Source organism: Flavobacterium pasteuri (genome assembly GCF_048286615.1).
Classification (GTDB): Bacteria; Bacteroidota; Bacteroidia; order Flavobacteriales; family Flavobacteriaceae; genus Flavobacterium.
On the sequence record NZ_JBLVPN010000001.1, the window covers coordinates 70809 to 93919 of the forward strand.

A 23111-nucleotide genomic window follows, 5' to 3' on the forward strand; every position below is an offset into this window, starting at 1 on the left:
ATCGAGACGAAAAAACATACACTTACGGCTTTCCACATTTGGCTAAAAAAATGTGCCTTTAGAATTTTTTCTCCTGCAAGGTTTACAAAACTTTGTAGGTATGTTTTTAGATATAAACACCTACAAGGTCAAAAAAAAACCTTGCAGGAAGAGAAAGCTCACAAGACTTATACATTTTTATAATCCGGGTTTTCCTAGCCTCGATAGCAGTGGAAATCCTTTTTTAAAACCCTAACAGTATTGAAAAAGATTGCAACGGATAGCGGGACATCGCAGATTCAGCGAAGCTAAATAGCTTCAAATAAAATTGGATTCCTTATTTTTGCACCTCGTTCTGAATTAATTTCAGAATCTAAAAATAAATTTATGATACAGAATCCAAAAAGATATACCATTACAGCGGCATTGCCGTATACGAACGGACCGATTCACATTGGCCATTTGGCGGGTGTTTACGTGCCTTCGGACATATATTCCAGATATTTAAGATTGCAGGGAAGAGACGTTTTGTTTGTTTGCGGAAGTGATGAACACGGTGTGGCGATTTCGATGAAAGCCAAAAAAGAAGGCATCACGCCACAGGAAGTAATCGATAAATATGATGGAATTATCCGCAAATCGTTCTCTGATTTTGGAATTTCGTTTGATAATTATTCCAGAACTTCGGCTAAAATCCATCATGATACCGCTTCGGAATTTTTTAGAAAACTGTATGAACAAGGGGATTTTATCGAAGAAGTGACCGAACAATTGTATGATGCAAAAGCAGATCAGTTCTTGGCTGACCGTTTTGTGGTGGGAACTTGCCCAAAATGTGGCAACGAAGAAGCCTATGGTGATCAATGCGAAAAATGTGGTTCGACGCTGAATGCTACGGATTTGATCAACCCAAAATCTACCATTACTGGAGAAACTCCGATTATGAAATCAACAAAGCACTGGTTTTTGCCTTTAGACCGTTACGAAGATTTCTTGAAAGAATGGATTCTCGTTGGACATAAAAATGACTGGAAACCGAATGTTTACGGGCAAGTAAAATCGTGGATTGACGGTGGATTGGAACCTCGTGCGGTAACTCGTGACTTGGATTGGGGAATTGATGTTCCAGTTGAAGGTGCTGAAGGAAAAAAATTATACGTCTGGTTTGATGCGCCAATTGGCTACATTTCATCTACGAAAGAATGGGCTTTGCGCGAAGGAAAAGATTGGGAACCGTACTGGAAAGATCAGGACACAAAACTGGTTCACTTTATAGGGAAAGACAATATTGTTTTCCATTGCATCATTTTTCCTGCGATGCTAAAAGCCGAAGGAAGTTATATTTTGCCGGACAATGTGCCTGCAAATGAGTTCTTGAACTTGGAAGGAAACAAGTTGTCTACGTCTAAAAACTGGGCGGTTTGGCTGCACGAATATTTGGAAGAATTCCCGAATCAGCAAGATGTTTTGCGTTATGCATTGACCTCAAATGCACCGGAAACAAAGGATAATGATTTTACCTGGAAAGATTTTCAGGCGAGAAATAACAATGAATTAGTAGCTATTTACGGGAATTTCATTAATCGTGTCGTGGTTTTGACTAATAAATATTACAACGGAATTGTTCCTCAACCAAGCCCCCTAACCCCCGAAGGGGGAACTCCAAACTTCACCGATTATGACAATGAAGTATTAACCGAATTAAAAGCATATCCTGCAGTAATTTCGAGTTCCGTAGAGCGTTACAGATTCCGTGAAGCATTGAGCGAATTAATGAATGTGGCGCGTTTAGGAAATAAATATTTAGCGGATGAAGAGCCTTGGAAAGTTATCAAAGACAATCCGGAACGCGTGCAAACTCAAATGTATGTGGCGCTGCAAATTGCGGCTGCGTTGAGTTCACTTTGCGAACCTTTCCTACCATTTACGGCTAAAAAATTATCAGGAATTCTAAAAATAGAAAGTCCGTTGAACTGGAATACTATTGCTCAAAATTCTGATTTGATTCCGGCTGGACACCAAATTGGTGAAGCCGAATTATTGTTTGCCAAAATTGAAGACGAGGAAATCCAAAAACAAATCGACAAACTGGATGCGACCAAAACGGCTAACAAAGCAGAGAATAAAGTTGCAGAACCACAAAAAGAAGCGATTCAATTTGAGGATTTTGCCAAAATGGATATCCGTACAGGAACGATTCTGGAAGCCGAAAAAATGCCAAAAGCGAACAAGCTTTTGATTTTAAAAGTAGATACTGGAATTGATGTTCGCACCATCGTTTCAGGAATTGCAGAGAGTTTTAAACCAGAAGATATTATTGGTAAAAAAGTTACTGTTTTAGTGAATTTGGCTCCAAGAAACCTTCGTGGTGTAGAAAGTCAAGGCATGATTTTGATGACTACGAATGCCGAAGGAAAATTGGTATTTGTAAACCCTGATACCGATGGTGTTGCCAATGGGGAGACAATCAATTAAGAAAATTACAAAATGAAAATAAAAAAGCCGCAATTAGCTTTAATTGTTGGGATACTCTGCATTTCGATTTTTCCAATATTAATAAAACTTCGGTTAACTCCCGGACTAATTTCGGCTTTTTATAGAATGGCAATTGCAGTAACCTTGCTATTGCCATATGTAATTGTTACAAAAAAATTCAAGCTACCAACTTTCAAAGTATTAATTCCTGCTATAATTTGCGGAATTTTATTTGCCTCAGATGTTGCCGTTTGGAATATTGCTATCCAAGAATCCAGCGCTACTCAGGCTTCACTGCTCACTAACTTATCGCCGCTTTGGGTAGGCATTGGTTCGTTTTTATTTTTAAAAACAAAACCCGCCACTAATTTCTGGATTGGAACTCTAATCTCATTATTCGGAATGATTATGCTGGTTGGTTTTCAGTTTTTTATTGAATTGAATTTTGACACTGCATTCCTGTTAGCCGTCTTATCGGGTATTTTATATGCTATTTACTTATTAATCAGTAAAAAAGTGCTTTCTAAAGTAGACATACTTTCATTTATGACCATCAGCCTAATCTCTTCCAGTATATATTTAGGAGTTCTCTGTTTAATGTTAAAAGAACCGTTTTCCGGATTTTCTAATGCTGGTTGGTTAGTCTTGTTGATCCAGGCAGTAGTTTGCCAACTATTAGCATGGTTATCGCTCAGTTATGCCACACAACACATGCACGCCACAAGAGTGTCTTTGAGCTTGCTAGCCCAAGCCGTTTTGACTGCTATTTTAGCTTGGTTATTTTTAGATGAAATAATCACACAGCAAATGATTATCGGAGGAATTATTTTACTTTTGGGAATCCGAATTACCTTTTATTCGAAAACAATTTCAATGAAGAAAGTCTTTTCCAAAACAATTAAAAGTTAAAATAAAAACCTCAATTATTATCAAAAATAAAATAAAAATGGAACTTAAAGTAATTGCTTTCGATGCCGATGATACCTTATGGATCAACGAAACGTATTTTGATGAAACCGAGAAGAAATTCTGTGGTTTGATGGAAGATTATTTGTCGCATCAAGGAATTTCCAAAGAACTTTTCAAGGTCGAAATCGACAATCTAAAATTATACGGCTACGGAATCAAAGGCTACATACTTTCTATGATTGAAGCGGCGATGACTATTTCCAATAACACACTTCCTATAGAAATCATCGAAAAAATCATTCAATACGGAAAAGAATTACTGGAGAAACCCATTGTTTTACTGGAAGGTGTCGAAGAAACTTTAGAAGCTTTACACGGAAAATACAAATTAGTGGTTGCCACCAAAGGCGATTTATTAGACCAACGCAGAAAATTACACAATTCAGGTTTGGGTCATTATTTTCACCATATCGAAGTGATGTCAGACAAACAGGAAATTGATTATTCTGATTTGATCAAACGTTTGGAAATAAAGCCTTCGGAATTTTTCATGATTGGCAATTCTTTAAAATCGGATGTTTTGCCGGTTTTGGCCATTGGCGGACACGCCGTTCATATTCCGTTTCACACGACATGGGCACACGAGAAAATCGACCATACAATAGAACATGAAAATTTCAGTGCTTTTGAAAAAATAATAGAGGTTTTGAAAAAACTGGAATGAGAAAAATTGTTTTTAACTTCTTTAACCAATAATAAAAGTCTTTTCAAGTAAAAAAAACGTTGTTTTAAAGTTAATATCTTTGAATAATCTATAAAAAAAATACAAAATATTGCTAAAATCTCCGATCAGAACTTAGTTTATAGAATTAAAACTAATTCTTACATAATTAACTGTTTAAAATTTAATATTTAACATTATATCGTATTTTTGCATAGAATTTTTAAAAAATAAAATTATGAAAAAAATCATACTTACGTTAGTTTTTGCTTCTGCAATGACAACTTTGAGTGCTCAAACAGAAAATGTAGAAAGCGCAAGTACTGGAACTGAATTTAACAAATGGTCTGTTGAATTAGCTGGTGGTGTAAACAAACCACAAAGACCTATGAGTCCAGGCTACTTTACTTCAACACCTAGCCCTTTTGTTGCTGATCTTGGAGTTAGATATATGTTTAACAACAAATTTGGTTTGAAAGCTGATTTTGGATACAACAGCTTTGAAGGAAAAAACAGTTCAGCAGATTTTGATACTAAATACTACAGAGTAGACTTACAAGGTGTTGCTAACCTTGGAAGAATCATGAATTTTGAAACTTGGACTAATACACTTGGTTTATTAGGTCATGCAGGTTTTGGTTTAGCACAGTTAGAAGATCAAAATTCTGCTTGGAAAGACAGAATGGGTAACTTTATGGCTGGTGTAACAGGTCAAATCAAACTATCAAACAGAATTGCTTTGACAGGAGATTTCACAACTATACTTAATGCTTCTCAAAATCGTGCTTTTGATGCTGTAAGCAATTCTGGCACAAGAGGTTTTGGAGGAATTCTTTTCAATGGTACTGTAGGTTTAACTGTTTACTTAGGTAAAAACGAAAAACATGCTGACTGGGTTATTGACAATGAAGGAAAATTTGACGCAATTGATGCTAGATTTATGGCTATCGAAAATAAAATGCTAGATTCTGATAAAGATGGTGTAGCTGATTATTTAGACGAAGAGTTAAGTACACCTGCTGGTGCAATGGTTGACACTAAAGGAAGATCAATTGACAAGAACAACAATAATGTTCCTGATGAAACAGAAGCTTACATCTTGAAAAATTACGGTAGTACTACTAACAATTCTCCTCTTTTAACAAACAACGAGTTGATTACAAGCTTAATTAACGGTGGTTACGTTGCTGTATATTTTGACTTCAATAAATCAACTCCAACTAATGTTTCTACAGAAGGTATAGACTTCATGTTAACTTACTTGAGAAACAATCCTACAGCTTCAATTGACATTGTAGGACATGCTGACGAAATTGGAAGATCTGCATACAATGATAAATTATCTAATGCAAGAGCAAACAATGTAAAAAACACTTTAGTGAAAGCTAATGTTGATGCATCAAGATTAAATGTAATTGCTGCTGGCGAAGATACTTCAGTAGATATCGATTCAGAAAATGCAAGAAGATTAGTAAGAAAAGTTACTTTCAGAGTAAAATAAACTACTTTTTATATCAAAAAGCCCTAAAAGAAATTTCTTTTAGGGCTTTTTTTATATCTAAAAACTTCCATTGTAAGAACTACTACACATCAATTTTATTACCCACATTTATATTAAAAGTTCAAAAAAGGAATTCAAGGTTCGAAAGAATAGCTGTACTTTTGAATACAAAATAAAATTACAAAATCTTGAAAACACTTTTAAACATAGAGAACTGGTCTAGAAAAGAACATTTCCATTTCTTTAGACAATTTGAAGAACCATTCTTTGGTGCCACTGTCGAAATCGATTGTACGAAAGCCTATGTTAGTGCAAAATCATTAAACACTTCCTTTTTTATCTATTACTTACACAAAACGTTAATTGCTGTAAATGGCACCGAATCATTTCGTTATAGGATTACGGATGATCAAATATATGTTTGTGACCACATTAATGCTTCTGCGACTATTGGTCGTAAAGACGGTAGTTTTGGATTTTCCTTAATCGAATACGATGTAGACTTTGAAATTTTTACTAAAAATACATTGGCAGAGATTGAAAGAATACAAAATACGACTGGTCTTTTTACCCGAACATTTTCGGATGATAATGTAATCCATTTTTCGGCGGTTCCGTGGTTAGATTTCACTTCATTATCGCATGCCAGAAGCTATACTTTTCCGGATAGTTGCCCAAAAATTTCTTTTGGAAAAATGAAAATTAATGAAAACGGAAAAAGAACCATGCCAATGTCAATTCATGTACATCATGGACTAGTAGATGGTTTGCATTTGGGACAATTTGTCGATTATTTTCAAGAAATAATGAATCAATAAAGCACTAGACTATTTAAGAATTACATTTCGCTTTACTTATCTTCTACTTCTGTTGAAGAACCACTAGCTCAAAAAATATTTATGTTTCCAATAGCATTTCATCCTATTTATCAGCATCCGTTGCCTGAGGGACATCGTTTTCCTATGCTGAAATATGAATTGCTCCCCCAACAATTAGTTCATGAAGGAACAGCCTCTGTAGCTGATTTTTTCGAACCTGAAATGTGTGATTTAGCTCCCGTTTTGGCTATTCACACCACTACCTATGTGAATGATTTACTTCAACTCACATTAGATACAAAAGCAGCACGCAAAATTGGTTTTCCCCTTTCACAAGAATTGGTAGAACGAGAATTGATAATTGCACAAGGAACCATAGTAGGTGCACAAAAATCATTCGATACCAAAGTGTCATTTAATATCGCTGGCGGCACACATCATGCCTTTACGGATCACGGAGAAGCTTTTTGCTTGTTGAATGATCAAGCCATTGCTGCTCAATTTTTATTAAATCATAAACTGGCTAAAAAAATAGTAATTATCGATTTAGATGTGCATCAAGGAAATGGAACAGCTGAAATTTTTCAAAATAATCCAAATGTGTTCACTTTTTCTACGCATGGCAAAACCAATTATCCATTCAAAAAAGAAACTTCTGATCTAGACATCGCCTTTGATGATGGAACAACTGATGATGCGTTTCTAAATACTATTGGCGATATAATTCCAAAATTAATTGAAATACAAAAACCTGATTTTATCTTTTATTTAGCAGGAGTTGATATTTTAGCTTCAGACAAGTTAGGAAAATTAAGTTGCTCACTGGAAGGTTGTAAAAAAAGAGATGAATTGGTTTTTAAGCTTTGTGCAAAACATCAAATTCCCATACAAGTTTCTATGGGTGGTGGCTACTCACCTGACATCAAAACAATTATCGAGGCTCATTCTAATACGTACAGAGTTGCAAAAAGTATTTTCTAAATTATTTTAATACTTGGATACTTGCCTCAAATTCATGACAGTTTTTACACTGGAGTAAAAAAAATAGCACGAAATCTTAATGAAGAATTTCGTGCGATTTTAATCTCATTCTTATTTACTTAAAAGCAATACTTCATTAGCGACAATCTCAGTTACATAGCGCTTTTCACCGTTTTTATCATCATAACTTCTGTGTGTTAACTTACCTTCTATTCCAATTTCTTTTCCTTTCACAACATATTTTTCAATAATATCTGCTGTTTTTCCCCAAGCCGTAACACGATGCCATTCCGTTTGCTCCACCTTATCACCGTTCTCTTTGTAATAAACATCATTTGTAGCGATGCTTACAGTGGCTAATTTTTTTCCTCCATCTAATGTTTTTACTTCTGGATCTTGACCTACTCTTCCGATTAATTGTACTCTGTTTTTCATGGCGTATAAAATTTAAATATTAGTATATATTTTGTTGAATCGTTCTTTCAAATCAACATTGCAAAGATGCGGTGGCTTCCAAAAAGTATTCGGTTACTAACTATTTACTTTCGGTTGTAACTATTTGTAAACGTTTGTAAATGGGAAAATTTAGCTATATTTGATGAAAATCAAATTCTTATGCAAGCCAAAATAAACAAAGTAGAGTTACGAAATCTGAAATTTGATGACTACAAAGAGTTAAAAAACTCCATGGTAGAATCTTATCCGGAAATGGTTGGCTCGTACTGGAGAGAACATCATATCGAAAAATTATTAAGTATTTTCCCTGAAGGCCAATTGGTAATTTTAGTTGATGGAAAAGTAGTAGGTTCTGCATTATCCTTAATTGTTGACGAAAGTTTAGTCGATAAAAACCATAATTATTCTGATATAACAGGAAAATACACTTTCTCTACTCATAACCCAAAAGGAGATGTTTTATACGGAATAGATGTTTTTATTCATCCAAATTATAGAGGATTACGCCTTGGCAGACGTTTATATGATGCCCGAAAAGAATTATGTGAACAATTGAATTTAAAAGCAATTGTTTTTGCAGGAAGAATTCCTAATTATGGACAGCATGCGAAAACACTCACTCCAAAAAACTACATAGAAAAAGTAAAAAGAAAAGAACTTCACGATCCCGTACTGTCTTTTCAGTTAAGTAATGATTTCCATGTGATCCGAGTAATGAAAAACTACTTAGAAGGTGACTCTGATTCCAAAGAATTTGCAGTTTTACTGGAATGGAATAATATTTATTACGACGAAAGTCCAAAATTAATAAACCTCGCAAAAAGCGTCATCCGTTTAGGACTCGTTCAATGGCAGATGCGTCAATTGAATAATCTAGAAGCTTTGTTCGAACAATGCGAATTTTTTGTAGATGTTGTTTCCGGTTACGGAAGTGATTTTGCTTTATTCCCGGAACTATTTACTGCACCGTTGATGGCGGATTACAACCATTTATCTGAAGCCGAAGCCATACGGGAGTTAGCTAAACATACGGAACCTATTCACAAACGTTTCCAGGAATTAGCCATTTCTTACAATATAAACATTATTACAGGAAGCATGCCTTATTTAGAAAATGGTCTGTTATACAATGTTGGTTTTCTTTGTAAAAGAGACGGAACTTCAGAAATGTATGCTAAAATTCACGTCACTCCAAACGAAGTGCAACATTGGGGAATGACTGGAGGATCACAAATAAAGACTTTTGACACCGATTGCGGAAAAATAGGCATCGTAATCTGTTATGATGTAGAGTTTCCAGAACTTTCCCGATTAATGGCAGATGAAGGAATGAACATCTTATTTGTACCGTTCTTGACCGATACTCAAAATGCCTACACCAGAGTCAAACATTGCGCACAAGCCAGAGCAATTGAAAACGAGTGTTATGTTGCCATAGCAGGCTGCGTTGGAAATCTTCCAAAGGTGAATAACATGGATATCCAATATGCGCAATCTGCTGTATTTACACCTTCTGATTTTGCCTTTCCAAGTAACGGAATAAAAGCCGAAGCAACTCCAAATACGGAAATGACATTGATAGTCGACGTAGATTTAGATTTACTGAAAGAACTTCATGAGCATGGAAGTGTTCGAATTCTAAAAGACCGCAGAACTGACTTATACGACATCAAAAAAATCAACCCATGAAAACCTGTTTGGAATGTGGAGAGAAAATTGTAGGTCGCGAGGATAAAAAATTCTGCAGTGACGGTTGCCGTAATGCCTACAATAATAAAATAAATAAAGATAGTACTAATTTTATGCGGAACATCAACAATAAGTTGCGCAAAAATTACCGCATTCTATCTGAAATCAATGTTGAAGGGAAATCAAAAACCACTCGGGCGAAACTCTTGAGCAAAGGCTTTGATTTTGAATTTTTTACTAATATTTTACAAACGAAAACTGGAAACACCTACTATTTCCTGTATGACCAAGGGTACATGCTTTTGGACAATGATTTTTATATGCTAGTCAAAAAAGACATTTAAATACCACAACCAAAAACTTATCTAACCAAAAATGAAAAAAGATTATTCCTCAATTTATGCCAGTTTATTTCTCCTAGGAATTCTAGGATTAATTTACTTTACCATGATGCCGCATTGGACTTCCGATGAAGAAGGTTCTCTTTCTGAGTTTTCGACCAAAAGAGCTTTAACCCAAGTGGAAGCCATTTCCAAACAGCCCCACTACGTAGGTTCCAAAGAACATGAAGTGGTTGCTAATTATCTCATAAAAGAACTCAACAAATTAGGACTGGAAACTTCCGTTCAGCAAGGATATACCTTGAGCGATTGGGGAAATCTGGTACAATCAAAAAACATATTGGCTCGCATAAAAGGAACTTCTAGCTCTAAAGCTTTGTTATTGCTTTCCCATTATGACAGCGCGCCACATTCCTACTCTAAAGGGGCAAGTGACGCAGGTTCAGGCGTAGCGACAATTCTAGAGAGTGTTCGTGCTTTTTTATATTCTAAAACTCCTCATAAAAATGACATTATCATTCTGTTTTCAGATGCGGAGGAATTAGGATTAAATGGCGCAGCACTATTTGTAACTCAACATCATTGGGCAAAAGAAATAGGTTTGGTACTTAATTTTGAAGCGCGTGGTTCATCCGGACCCAGTTATATGTTGATGGAAACCAACAAGGGAAATGCAGGATTAGCAAAAGAGTTTGCTGCTGCAAAAGCGACTTTTCCCGTTTCAAATTCCTTGATGTACAGCATTTATAAAATGTTACCAAACGATACTGATTTGACTGTTTTCAGAGAACAAGGAAACATTCAAGGCTATAATTTTGCTTTTATTGATGACCATTTTAACTATCATACCGCTCAGGACGACATCAATCATTTGAACAAAAACACGTTAGCGCATCAAGGCACTTATTTAATGCCATTGCTGAACTATTTCTCAAATGCCGATTTAAGTACAACGCAGACCAGCGAAGATTACGTCTATTTTACCATTCCATACACATTTATAAGTTATCCTTTTAGCTGGGTTTTACCAATGGTGGTAATAGCATTAGCGCTATTTATTTTTCTGCTTTTTTTAGGAAAAGCCAAGCGTATTTTATCATTCGGAGAAATTGGGATAGGATTTATTCCCTTTTTAGGTTCCTTGATTATTACTGGATTAATTACTTTTTTTGGATGGAAAGGATTATTAGCCGTCTACCCGCAATACAATGATTTGCTGAATGGATTTACCTATAACGGGCACGATTACATTGCTGCATTTGTACTTTTGGCATTGGCAATAACTTTAGTGTTTTACAACCGTTTTTCTGCCAAGAAAGTAACCATGAATCATTATGTAGCACCATTATTTATTTGGATTGTGATTAATGGAGCTTTGGCTTTTAGTTTACAAGGAGCTGGATTCTTAATTATTCCGGTTTATTTTGGATTATTTTTATTCGCTACATTTATCATTACCCAAAAATCCCGTAAAATACTAAGTCTTATTTTTAGCATTCCAGCTTTACTAATCATAGCGCCTTTCATCCAGATGTTTCCTATTGGTTTGGGATTAAAAGTACTGTTTGGAAGTGCTATTCTTACTGTTTTGACTTTTGGATTATTGCTACCCGTTTTTGGGGCTTTCGCCAAAAAGGGAATCTGGTCTTTAGTGTTTTTAGTGCTTGCCATCGGCTTTTTTGCGAAAGCACATTCTGAATCAGGTTACGAATACGGAAAAGCAAAATCAAACAGTTTGTTGTACATATACGATGCCGATACTGACAAAGCCAATTGGGTTACGTATGACACCAATCTTGATTCCTGGACCAAAAGCTATTTGGGTGAAAACCCAAAAGATGCAACCGCGTTGAATGGAACACCGTTATTCAGCAAATACAATTCAGGTTTTACGTATGCTGCCGAAGCTCCTAAAAAAGACATTCTGAAACCAAGTATAGTATTTCTGGAAGACAGAATCGTAGGCAATCAAAGGTATTTGAAAATAAAAATTTCCCCGAATAGAAACGTTAATCGCTATGATATTTTTGCCAATGAAAAAATGGCGATTCATAATTTTAAAGCGAATGGCGTGACCACATTAGGCCAAAAAAATTCGCTTTACCAACGCAAAGGAAAGAAAATATTGAGTTACTATGTCGTTGCAAACACACCTTTAGAAATGCAGTTTAGCGTAAATTCCTCAACGGTTTTTGATATGGAACTGATGGAAAGTTCTTTTGATTTAATGACTAATCCTTTATTTGGAATAGCCAAAAGAGAAAATTGGATGATGCCAACGCCTTTTGTTTTGAATGATGCGGTAGTAATCAAACAAAAAATAAAACCGACACCAGTTGTTCTTACAAATCCTCTAGACACCGCTATTACATATCCTGTAATAAAAGATCGTTTAACAGTTGTGAAAGACAGTTTGAAAGTCAAATAATTTAAACACCAAATGACAAAAATTAGTATTCTGGGTTGTGGTTGGTTGGGTTTTCCTTTGGCGGAAGCCTTACTTTCAAATGGATTTTCAGTAAACGGTTCGACGACTTCGACAGAGAAATTAGCCGTATTAGAAAATGCAGGAATTGAACCTTTTTTAATTGCGCTTTCAGAAAATAAAACCACTGGAAACGTAACCGATTTTCTAGAGAATTCTGAAATTTTAATCATCGATGTCCCACCAAAACTTCGCGGTTCAGGGACAGAAAACTTTGTTTCAAAGATAAGAAACGTGATTCCGTTTATAGAAAAATCATCAGTCGAAAAAGTGCTTTTCATCAGTTCAACATCGGTCTATAATGATGATGATGCTTTTGTTACTGAAGAAACTATCCCAAAACCAGATACTGAAAGTGGCAAACAATTACTGGAAACCGAACAGCTTTTGCAAAGCAATATAAACTTTAAAACAACGGCATTGCGTTTTGGCGGTTTAATTGGCGAAGACCGTCATCCAATAAAATTTCTGGCTGGTCGTGAGAATTTAGACAATCCTGATGCACCGATTAATTTGATTCATCAGGAAGATTGTGTGGGTATAATTCTAAAAATTATAACAAATGATGTGTGGAATGAAACCTTTAATGCGGTCGCTCCATCTCATCCTACACGAGAAATGTATTATACTCAAAAAGCATTGGATTTAGATTTGGCTTTGCCAAAGTTTAATCATAAAAACCCATCTATAGGAAAAACAATTTTGAGTACTAAAATAGAGACCGTTTTAAAGTATACTTTTACAAAACCAAATTTGTAACGTGAGAACTAAAATTAAAAATGCCTTTTCGTCTAAAGTTAATGCTATTGGATTACCTATTTTGGCCTTGTGCTGGGTCAGTTTTTTTTGGGGAACCACTTGGATTGCTTCAAAAGAAGGCGTAAAACACATGCCGGCTTTACAACTTGCTGCCATTAGACAATTCATTGGTGGGTTGCTGTATATTTCTTTTTTCCTGTTCAAAAAAACACCTTGGCCAAAAGGAAAACAATGGAAAACCATTGTCATTTTAAGCATCCTTAATTTTGTTTTGAGTAACGGATTAAGCACTTGGGGCGTGAAATACATCAGTAGCGGACTGGGAGCAATCATTGGCGCTATTGTTCCTTTATGGATTGTAATTATTACTTTTTTTAGAGGAGAACGATTGGCGAGGCTGACGGTTATTGGTTTAATTATCAGTTTTGGCGGCGTTTGCGTTATCTTTTATGATCATTTGAGCGATTTTATGATTCCTGATTTTAGATTTGGGATTATACTGTCATTGATAGCTACGTTAACTTGGGCATTTGGCTCGTTATATACCAAGAAGAAAGCGGCTAGTTTTAATCCCTATTTTAGTTTGGGATTACAAATGTTTATATCCAGTATTTTACTTTTTGCGTACAATGGTGCAACAGGAACTTCGGTAAGTTTGACTGCGATTCCAGCAATTTCCTGGTGGTCGATAGCGTATTTAGTTATTTTTGGTTCTGTACTTACTTTCATTGCCTTTATCTATGCACTTCAAAATCTTCCTGCCGAAATCAGTAGTGTTTATGCGTATATTAATCCTATTATTGCGGTTTTACTTGGCGCAGCAATCTTTGGTGAAACATTAAATGCTGCTATAGCCATTGGTGGCGGAGTTACGTTGTTTGGACTGTATATGGTGAATTATTCGTTGAGTAAAGGCCGGAAATAAATCCCTGATAAATCAAAAAAGTCCCATCTGACAGTGTCAAATGGGACTTTTTTTATGCTTGTATGTATTTCTACCAGATTCTTACACGCTTTTCAGGTGCTATGAACATCCCGTCATTTTCCTTGATATCAAAAGCTTGATAAAAAGTATCAATGTTTTGTAATGGCACATATGCACGGTACATTCCTGGAGAGTGCGGATCTGTTTTTACTTGGTTTTTCAAGGCTTCATCACGCATTTTTGAACGCCAGATCGTTGACCAAGAAATAAAGAAACGTTGTTCTGGAGTATATCCGTCGATTAATCCCGGATTTCCGTTTTGTTTCAAATACAATTGCAAACCATCATAAGCAGCGTTTACTCCACCTAAATCTCCAATGTTTTCACCCAGCGTAAATTTACCATCTACAAAAGTTCCCGGAATAGGTTGCAAAGCGCTATATTGAGCGGCAAGTGCTCCTGTTAAGGCTGAAAACTGTTTCAAATCTTCGGCAGTCCACCAGTCTACTAAGTTTCCGTCAGCATTGTAACGGGAACCTGAATCATCAAAACCATGTGAGATTTCATGACCAATAACCCCACCGATTCCACCATAATTTACCGCTTCATCCGCTTGGTAATTGTAAAAAGGCGGTTGTAAAATCGCTGCCGGGAATACAATCTCGTTATTTGAAGGATTGTAATAGGCATTTACTGTTTGTGGAGACATGCCCCAACGCTCTTTATCAACTGGTTTGTTCAACTCAGCAATATTCTCATTGAAACGCCATTTGGCCATGCTCAAAGCATTTGTAAAATAACTTCCTCCTTCTTGTGGACTTTTAATCGTCAAGGCTGAATAATCTTTCCATTTGTCAGGATAACCAATTTTAATTCTTGATTTATGCAATTTAGCAAGCGCGCTTACCTTTGTTTCTGCAGACATCCAAGACAAATTATTGATTCTGTTTTCGAAAGCTGAAAATATATTTTTGATCATTTTCTCCGCTTTGGCTTTGGCTTCAGCCGGAAATTTTTTCTCAACATATAATTTACCTAGCGCTTCTCCAACAGTTCCATTGATGGTTTGAAGTGCTCTTTCGTCACGCGGTCTTTGGCTCACCGCACCCGTTAACGTTTTTCCGTAAAACTCAAAGTTAGCATTTTCTATCTCAGTTGATAATTGACTTGAAGCTCTGTTTAATAAACTCCAACGCATGTAGGCTTTCCAGTCTTCTACTTTGTTTTCTTTCAACATAGTTTCAAGCGCCACCATGTATTTAGGTTGGGATACAATAACAGTATCTACTTTTGTCAATCCAATTTTTGTGAAATAATTATTCCAGTTGATGGATGGAGTTAATTTACTCAACTCAGCCAATGTCATTGGATTATAAGACTTACGGCGATCTCTGCGTTCTACTCTGTCCAATCTTGGTTTAGACATAGCAATTTCAAGCGCCAAGATTTTTTCTGCATTTGTTTTAGCCACTGCTGGTTTATCACCAAGGTATTGCAACATTTTAGCAACGTGTAAAACATATTTCGCACGTTTCTCTTTGGAATCGGCATCTTCAGAAACATAATAATCTCTGTCTGGCAAGCCTACGCCACCTGGGCCTAAGTTAATCACGTTTCTACTGCTGTTCTTCGCATCAGTTCCTACGCCGGCACCCATAAATCCAATCCCGCCAATAGGTTCCATTTCGATCAATAATGCCTCTAAATCTTTGGCATTTTTAACTGCATCAATTTTCTTTAAATACGGTTTCAAAGGAGCTATACCTAACTTATTCCTTCCTACAGTATCAAGAATAGATTTGTATAAATTAATCGCTTTCCCCTGATCTGTATTCGATTTGTAGCTTGGATTTGTAGTAGCTTCTTTTAGAATTGCTAATGCATCAGCATCTGTTTTTTGACGCAATTCATCAAAACTACCCCAACGGGTTCTATCAGCTGGAATCTCCGTATTGTCTAACCAAGTTCCGTTTACATAACGAAAGAAATCATTGCTTGGCTTTACAGCCTTATCCATGTAATTCACATTAATCCCCGGTTCTTTAACTGCCGGAGCATTCTGAGCTTGACTCACCGCAAAACCCATTATTGCGGGAATCACAAAAAGCAAATGCTTATTGCTGGTTTTTTTCATCTTTTTTAGGTTTTTAGTTATCTTAACAAAGCTATTAATAAATAATTTGTTTTTTAGTTAAAATCAAATATCTTTATTTGACTTCAAAATTTCTAAAAAGTTTAATCCTAAAAGACATTAATTACACATCCTTTATTTCAAAGGAATGGTCCTAAAATAAGATTGTGTTAATTTGAATTAAAAACAAATCTCGTTTTCGTATTTTTGCATCAAAATAGCGTTATGTTAGAATTTTTCAAAAAATACCGACTCTTTTTCGGGGTCTTCATTGTTCTTTCGGCAATCATTTTATCCTTATTTTATTCGGCTTTAAAGCCAAAAAAAACACTCCCCATTTATAATCCTGCGGATGTAAATCCTGAATTAGTGGACAGCACCATTCAATACAAAAGCAAGTACCATACGATTGCTGATTTTTCATTTGTTAACCAAAATGGAAAAACCATCACCCAAAAAGATTACGAAGGCAAAATATACGTTGCTGATTTCTTCTTTACCACTTGCGGTTCCATTTGTCCAAAAATGACCACCAATTTATCCGATATTCAAAAAGCTTTCGCAAATAATCCAAAGGTGAAATTATTGTCGTTTACCGTATTTCCAGAGACTGACAGCGTTCCTGTTTTGAAGGCTTACGCCAAAAAACATAATGTTGATGATGCCAAATGGAATTTAGTAACCGGCGACAAAAAAGAAATCTATACCATGGCCAGGAAATCTTATTTGGCCGTGAAACTAGGAAAACCAAGTGAATTATATGATATGGTTCACACCGAAAATTTTGTTTTGGTGGATGCCAAAAAAAGAGTTCGTGGCTTTTATGACGGCACCAATAAAGAAGACATCAAGAGATTGATTGAAGATATTACTTTTTTAAGCAATGAATAAAGGCTTTAAAAAGAAGATAAGTCACTTATAATCTGAGTGATAAACCCAATAAAACAAACTATTACCTATTCTTAAAATTTATCTTAAAAACTACAAAATTTACAATTATCATTTTTTTTAGTTTTATAATATGTACTTTTACAATCTTAATTCAATCTAAATAAGACTTGCAAACAACAATACATTCTCTAAAAAAAGGTGAAAAAGCCATTATCAAAGATTTTGATATTGACATTGTTCCATTGAAATTACTAGAAATGGGTTGTCTTCCGGGGAATATGGTTGAACTGCTTCAAATTGCTCCTTTTGGCGATCCTTTATACCTTAACATTAATGGTTCACACGTTGCTATCCGCGTGGAAACAGCCCGTGAGATTGAAGTTGAAATACTAAAAAACAACTTATAATGACCAATCAAAATATCAATGTTGCTTTAATCGGGAATCCTAATACGGGGAAAACTTCCGTTTTTAATCAGTTGACAGGACTTAATCAACAAGTGGGAAACTACCCTGGAATTACGGTTGAAAAAAAGATTGGTTTTTGTAAATTACCCAATAATGCCAAAGCTAATATTCTGGATTTACCCGGAACGTATAGCCTGAACGCCAGTTCAATAGATGAAAATGTAGTCATTGAATTATTACTGAATAAAAACGATAAATTATATCCGGATGTAGCACTTGTTGTTACTGATGTTGAAAATCTGAAACGAAATTTACTGCTTTTTACCCAAATAAAAGATCTTGAAATTCCCACAATATTAGTCATCAACATGGCGGATCGAATGAAATTTAAGGGAATCACACTAGACATTCCGTATCTTGAGGAGCATTTAAAAACAAAAATTGCGCTTATCAGTTCCAGAAAAGGTTTTGGAATCGATGAATTGAAAAAACTGATTGTCAATTACAAAACTATTTCAAGCGAACCATGCCTGAATGCGTCCAGTATTGATCCTGAGTATTTCAATACGCTTCGCAAAACATTTCCTAACCAGCTGTTGTATAAATTATGGTTGGTCATCACGCAAGACGTCAACTTCCTGAATTTAGATCGAAATGAAATTAGAAGTTCGTTTACTAAATCGCATTCGGATTTAAAGCGTTTGCAACAAAAAGAAACCATAAAACGCTATCAATTCATCAATGATGTTTTGAAAGAAGGATTAAAAATTGATACCACTATTGCTAAAGATTTCCGTAGTAAACTGGATCGCGTCCTGACGCATAAAGTATGGGGATATGTAATCTTCTTCTTGATTTTGTTTGTTATTTTCCAATCTATTTTCGAATGGTCTAAAATCCCGATGGACTTTATCGATGCTTCTTTTGCCTCCTTGAGTACACTTGCTGCCGAAGAATTACCTGCTGGAGTTTTGACAAATTTAATTTCGCAGGGAATCATTCCTGGAATAGGAGGAATTTTGATATTTATTCCACAAATTGCCTTCCTATTTATGTTTATTTCGATTCTTGAAGAAAGTGGTTATATGAGCCGGGTAGTTTTCCTGATGGATAAAATCATGCGGAAATTTGGTTTATCGGGTAAAAGTGTGGTGCCGCTTATTTCAGGAACCGCCTGCGCTATTCCAGCAATTATGGCTACCCGAAATATAGAAAACTGGAAAGAAAGATTAATCACCATTCTGGTAACACCCTTTACAACCTGTTCTGCAAGATTGCCTGTTTATGCCATTATTATTGCACTAGTAATTCCTGACAATCGTGTTTTTGGTTTTCTGAATATGCAAGGAATGACCTTGATGTTACTATACCTTTTGGGTTTTGGAATGGCTATTTTTTCGGCTTACATTTTGAATAAAATCCTTAAAATAAAAGGAAAAACATACTTCGTAGTAGAAATGCCAAATTATAAATTACCCCTTTTCAAGAACGTGGGAATCAATGTAATCGAAAAAACTAAAGCTTTTATTTTTGGCGCCGGTAAAATCATTCTAGCGATTTCTATTGTATTGTGGTTTTTAGCCTCTTACGGTCCAGGAGAGAAGTTCAATAATGCAGAAACAATTGTTACTGAAAACACCAAGCAAAATCCGTTGTCAGAAACAGATTTTGAAAATGCTGTAGCTTCACAAAAACTGGAAAATTCCTATATTGGTTTAATGGGAAAAACAATTGAACCGGCAATTTCACCCCTTGGTTACGACTGGAAAATAGGAATTGCCATTATCAGTTCCTTTGCTGCCAGAGAAGTATTCGTAGGAACATTAGCTACCATTTACAGCGTAGGTGGAAGTGATAACGAAGTTACAATCAAAAATAAAATGGCTGCCGAAATCAATCCAGTAACCGGAGAAAAGGTTTTCAACTTTGCTTCCGGAATATCGTTACTGTTATTTTATGCTTTCGCGATGCAATGTGCCAGTACACTTGCAGTTACAAAAAAAGAAACTAATTCTTGGAAATGGCCAGCTGGACAATTGATCTTCATGTCTGGATTTGCTTATGTTGTAGCCTTAATTGCGTATCAAATCCTAAAATAAAATATTGAACAAACGTTAAATTTTTATTTTTATTATTTTTAATTTGTCTAAATAATATTTCAGATTTATCTTTGCATCATAGATTTAATCTAAATAAAGATAATATGAAAAATGCCTTTTCGATAGGACTATGTTTGCTTACTACAATCTTATTTGCACAAAAAACAAATCCAACATTAAATGACACGGTAAAGACTTTGTTACCTGTGATTATAACTGGTAAAATTCAAAGTCCAGAAAGAATGCCAGAAGTAAAAGAAAACGTTTTGTTTTCAGGAAAGAAAAATGAGATTTTAAAACTTTCTAACATCAACGGTAACTTTGCTACAAACAACACCCGAGAAGTGTTTTCTAGAGTACCAGGTGTAAACATATGGGAAAACGAAGGATCTGGTATACAAATCAATGTAGGTGTAAGAGGTTTAAGTCCTAATAGAAGTTGGGAATTAAATACTAGACAAAACGGATATGACATTTCATCGGATGTTTTTGGGTATCCAGAAGCGTACTACAACCCGCCACTTGAAGCAGTTGAAAGTATTGAATTGATCAGAGGTGGAGCTTCGCTGCAATTTGGACCCCAGTTTGGAGGAATGCTAAACTATGTATTGAAAAGAGAGACAAAGAAAAAATTTACTTTTGAAACCCAAAACAGCGTAGGTAGTTATGGCTTAATGAGCTCATACAACGCTATAGGTGGTACCCTAAAAAACTTTTCCTACTACGTATACAACCATTCAAGAAGTGCTGATGGATGGAGACAAAACGGAGAGTACACCGTACGCAACACCCATGCTTTCTTAGAATATCGTTTTACACCAAACACTAAAATTTCTGCTGAGTATACCAATATGGACTACCAAATGAAACAATCTGGGGGTTTGACCGATGCACAATTTGAAGCAAACCCACAACAGTCTTTACGAAATAGAAACTGGTTAGGAACTCCATGGAATGTTTTCTCACTTCAATTAGACACTAAAATAAATGACAATTTAACATCTAATACAAAATTATTTGGTCTTAAAGGGGAGCGTAACAGTGTTGGTTTTACTGCAACACCAAATGTTGCTGACGCTATAAATCCTACTACAGATAACTATGCCAACCGACGAGTAGATCGTGATTTTTATGAAAATTTTGGTGTAGAAAATAGGAATGTTTACAAATACAAATTGGGCAAAACATCACACAACTTGGCTTTTGGAGCACGTGCATACCAAGCAACAACCACTCGTAAACAAAGTGGAAATGGTACAACAGCAAGTGATTTTGACTTATCCGTGAATCCTGATTATACTAGAAACATAAAATTCAAGACTGAAAACATTGCCTTTTTTGCAGAAAATCAATTTAGAGTTACTGAAAATTTTAGTGCTACACCTGGAGTTCGTTTTGAACACATTACCTCTAGTGGTGCTGGTTTGTTTGCTGTAAATAATGGTGCAAATGTGAATTTTGACGCAGCAACTATTGTACGTAACAAAACATTGTTTGGCCTTGGATTAGAATATAAGTTTGCAAGTACTAATGTGTATGCTAATATATCACAAGCTTACAGACCGATACTTTTCTCTGACTTAACACCTCCTGCAGTTACAGATGTTATTGATCCAAACTTAAAAGATGCAAGCGGTTACAATGCTGATTTAGGATATAGGGGAAATATAAACAACTATATCAACTTTGATATTGGTTTATTTTACCTTCAATACAACAACCGTATTGGTGGAGTGAGACAATTTACAAATAATGATCCATCACAAGGGACATTTTTATACAGAACTAATTTAGGAACTACCGTTAACAAGGGTATTGAAAGCTTTTTTAACATCAATATTACACGTTTTCTTAATGTAGACAACAAAGTGGGAAATGTTGACTTTTTTGCATCGATGAGTTTTATTGACAGCCGCTATACTGATTTTGAAACTTTCACAACAACAGGAACGCCACCTAATACAGTAATTACCAGTTCTAATCTTGACGGTAAAAGAGTTGAAAATGCGCCTCGTTACATTCATAATCTAGGGCTTTCATGGGGTAAAAACAACATCTCAACTACTCTACAATACCGCTTAACAGGAAAAATATTTACAGATGCTAATAATACCACAACACCATCTGCAAATGGAGTAACTGGAATGCTAGATAAATACAATGTGTTTGACTTTTCATCAGAATATAAATTCTTAGAAAACTACAATATTAAAGCAGGAATAAACAATGTTTTTGATGAAGCTTATGCCACAAGACGTTCTACTGGATATCCAGGACCTGGTATTTTACCAGGAGAAGGAAGAACCTTTTACATCTCTGTAGGAGCAAAATTCTAAAATCAAACAAAAAGCTGTTTCATATTCGAAACAGCTTTTTTTTTCTTGAATTATGCTATAGTACACTTTCTTATAACACAATACCAACTGAAAACATTTACAACATGACACAAGAAATTATAGCTTTTGTAATACTAGGTTTCGCTACTTTTTATCTTATTAAAAAATGGTTCCTAAAAAAGAAAAAAACCGACAAAAACTGTGGCGATACTGACTGTGGGTGTTCTTGATTAAAATACATTTTAATTAACAGCTTTAATTCAAACTTAGATTCCGCACTCTAAAAAGTGATTATTCTTTTCCACAAGTATTTACTATATATTCTATTTAAAATTTGGCTGTAGCCAATAATTAAATTTCATTGATACCAGAACAAGAATTTTATTGTTTATCCCAGCGCCACATCAAGCATCATCATAACGATGAAACCACCTACAAAACCTAAAGTAGCAATATCTGTATTCTTATCTTGTTGCGTTTCTGGTATTACTTCCTCTACTACTACAAAAATCATCGCACCAGCGGCAAAAGCCAAAGCATACGGCAAAATTGGCGTAAAAAAAGTAACTGCAAAAGCCCCTAAAACAGCGGCAACCGGCTCTACTAATGCTGAAGATTGACCATACATAAAACTTTTCCATCGGCTCATTCCCATTCTGCGCAACGGCATAGCGACAGCAATTCCTTCAGGGAAATTTTGAATTCCAATACCAATCGCTAACGTTACAGCGCCTGCAATCGAAGCTTCGGGAATCCCAGCGGCTACTCCCCCAAAAAGAACCCCAACAGCCAATCCTTCCGGAATGTTATGCAATGTAATCGCTGAAACAAGCAATGTCGTGCGCTGCCATGGCGATTTGATTCCTTCGGTAACTTTAAAATTGATATGAAGATGCGGCAATACTTTATCGATTCCGAAAATGAACAACGCACCAAGGAAAAAACCAAAAGCTGCGGGAATAACTTTTGCAAAACCTTCGCCACCTGTCATTTCTATGGCTGGGGCCAATAAACTCCAAAAACTGGCTGCAACCATTACGCCACCGGTAAACCCGAGCATTCCGTCAAGAACCGTACGATTCATAGTTTTAAACATGAAAACAAATGAAGCTCCTAACGCGGTTAAAAACCAAGTGAACAAACTCGCATACAAAGCGGCTAATATTGGATCGATGCTCGTGAAATAATCTACTATAGATTGAAACATA

General features: G+C 35.6%; 18 protein-coding genes. 15 read left to right on the top strand and 3 right to left on the bottom strand.

Features of this window, described 5'->3' with window-relative positions; translation table 11 throughout:
- The first annotated feature begins 366 nt into the window (after positions 1 to 366).
- The 6 genes from metG (at position 367) to ACNQF6_RS00335 (ending at position 7384) form a co-directional block, all read left to right on the top strand.
- Positions 367 to 2454 (top strand): methionine--tRNA ligase, encoded by a 2088-nt coding sequence (gene metG / locus ACNQF6_RS00310; protein WP_417962183.1) that lies wholly within the window; start codon positions 367 to 369, stop codon positions 2452 to 2454.
- A gap of 12 nt (positions 2455 to 2466) precedes the next feature.
- Positions 2467 to 3363 carry a DMT family transporter gene (locus tag ACNQF6_RS00315; protein ID WP_417962185.1) on the top strand — a complete coding sequence of 299 codons (897 nt, stop codon included), beginning with the start codon at positions 2467 to 2469 and terminating at the stop codon, positions 3361 to 3363.
- Positions 3364 to 3400: 37 nt separating this feature from the next.
- Positions 3401 to 4087, top strand: a complete 687-nt coding sequence (locus ACNQF6_RS00320) for an HAD family hydrolase (protein WP_417962187.1) — start codon at positions 3401 to 3403, stop codon at positions 4085 to 4087.
- Between the two features lie 235 nt (positions 4088 to 4322).
- Positions 4323 to 5585 (top strand): OmpA family protein, encoded by a 1263-nt coding sequence (locus tag ACNQF6_RS00325; RefSeq protein WP_417962189.1) that lies wholly within the window; start codon positions 4323 to 4325, stop codon positions 5583 to 5585.
- A gap of 188 nt (positions 5586 to 5773) precedes the next feature.
- On the top strand, positions 5774 to 6403 hold the full coding sequence (locus tag ACNQF6_RS00330) for a CatA-like O-acetyltransferase (RefSeq protein ID WP_417962191.1): 630 nt from the start codon (positions 5774 to 5776) through the stop codon (positions 6401 to 6403).
- Positions 6404 to 6484: 81 nt separating this feature from the next.
- Positions 6485 to 7384: a histone deacetylase family protein gene (locus tag ACNQF6_RS00335; protein WP_417962193.1), complete on the top strand. Its 900-nt coding sequence runs from the start codon at positions 6485 to 6487 to the stop codon at positions 7382 to 7384.
- 111 nt (positions 7385 to 7495) lie between these two features.
- Here the strand turns inward: ACNQF6_RS00335 and ACNQF6_RS00340 are convergent, their stop codons facing one another.
- On the bottom strand, positions 7496 to 7819 hold the full coding sequence (locus ACNQF6_RS00340) for a single-stranded DNA-binding protein (RefSeq protein ID WP_309757729.1): 324 nt from the start codon (positions 7817 to 7819) through the stop codon (positions 7496 to 7498).
- Between the two features lie 180 nt (positions 7820 to 7999).
- Here ACNQF6_RS00340 and ACNQF6_RS00345 point away from each other — a divergent pair, with 180 nt between their 5' ends.
- The 5 genes from ACNQF6_RS00345 to ACNQF6_RS00365 all read left to right on the top strand — a co-directional run bounded on the left by ACNQF6_RS00345 (position 8000) and on the right by ACNQF6_RS00365 (position 14039).
- Positions 8000 to 9529, top strand: coding sequence for a GNAT family N-acetyltransferase (locus ACNQF6_RS00345; RefSeq protein WP_417962196.1), 1530 nt, complete (start codon positions 8000 to 8002; stop codon positions 9527 to 9529).
- Positions 9526 to 9873 carry a hypothetical protein gene (locus tag ACNQF6_RS00350; protein WP_417962198.1) on the top strand — a complete coding sequence of 116 codons (348 nt, stop codon included), beginning with the start codon at positions 9526 to 9528 and terminating at the stop codon, positions 9871 to 9873. The genes ACNQF6_RS00345 and ACNQF6_RS00350 overlap by 4 nt, the downstream gene beginning before the upstream one ends.
- Before the next feature lie 103 nt (positions 9874 to 9976).
- On the top strand, positions 9977 to 12298 hold the full coding sequence (locus ACNQF6_RS00355) for a M28 family peptidase (protein WP_417962975.1): 2322 nt from the start codon (positions 9977 to 9979) through the stop codon (positions 12296 to 12298).
- Between the two features lie 12 nt (positions 12299 to 12310).
- The gene (locus ACNQF6_RS00360) at positions 12311 to 13114 is read left to right on the top strand and encodes an SDR family oxidoreductase (RefSeq protein WP_417962200.1); all 804 of its coding nucleotides are present in this window, start codon (positions 12311 to 12313) and stop codon (positions 13112 to 13114) included.
- Between the two features lies 1 nt (position 13115).
- A complete protein-coding gene (locus ACNQF6_RS00365; protein ID WP_417962202.1) occupies positions 13116 to 14039 on the top strand; it encodes a DMT family transporter in 924 nt (307 codons plus the stop codon).
- A 70-nt stretch (positions 14040 to 14109) separates the two neighbouring features.
- Here ACNQF6_RS00365 and ACNQF6_RS00370 read toward each other — a convergent pair whose 3' ends face one another.
- Positions 14110 to 16173 (bottom strand): M13 family metallopeptidase, encoded by a 2064-nt coding sequence (locus tag ACNQF6_RS00370; protein WP_417962204.1) that lies wholly within the window; start codon positions 16171 to 16173, stop codon positions 14110 to 14112.
- Positions 16174 to 16395: 222 nt separating this feature from the next.
- On the opposite strand from ACNQF6_RS00370, the gene ACNQF6_RS00375 reads away from it, so the two are divergent.
- The 4 genes from ACNQF6_RS00375 to ACNQF6_RS00390 all read left to right on the top strand — a co-directional run bounded on the left by ACNQF6_RS00375 (position 16396) and on the right by ACNQF6_RS00390 (position 21903).
- A complete protein-coding gene (locus tag ACNQF6_RS00375; protein ID WP_417962206.1) occupies positions 16396 to 17061 on the top strand; it encodes an SCO family protein in 666 nt (221 codons plus the stop codon).
- Positions 17062 to 17228: 167 nt separating this feature from the next.
- On the top strand, positions 17229 to 17468 hold the full coding sequence (locus ACNQF6_RS00380) for a FeoA family protein (RefSeq protein WP_121343194.1): 240 nt from the start codon (positions 17229 to 17231) through the stop codon (positions 17466 to 17468).
- Entirely contained in the window at positions 17468 to 19567 is a 2100-nt protein-coding gene (feoB, locus tag ACNQF6_RS00385; protein ID WP_417962208.1) for a ferrous iron transport protein B, read from the top strand. The genes ACNQF6_RS00380 and feoB overlap by 1 nt, the downstream gene beginning before the upstream one ends.
- Positions 19568 to 19671: 104 nt before the next feature.
- Positions 19672 to 21903: a TonB-dependent receptor family protein gene (locus ACNQF6_RS00390; protein WP_417962210.1), complete on the top strand. Its 2232-nt coding sequence runs from the start codon at positions 19672 to 19674 to the stop codon at positions 21901 to 21903.
- 388 nt (positions 21904 to 22291) lie between these two features.
- On the opposite strand, the gene ACNQF6_RS00395 is transcribed toward ACNQF6_RS00390, so the two are convergent.
- Complete coding sequence (locus tag ACNQF6_RS00395; RefSeq protein WP_417962212.1) at positions 22292 to 23110, bottom strand: ZIP family metal transporter; 819 nt, start codon at positions 23108 to 23110, stop codon at positions 22292 to 22294.
- Position 23111 lies beyond the last annotated feature (1 nt).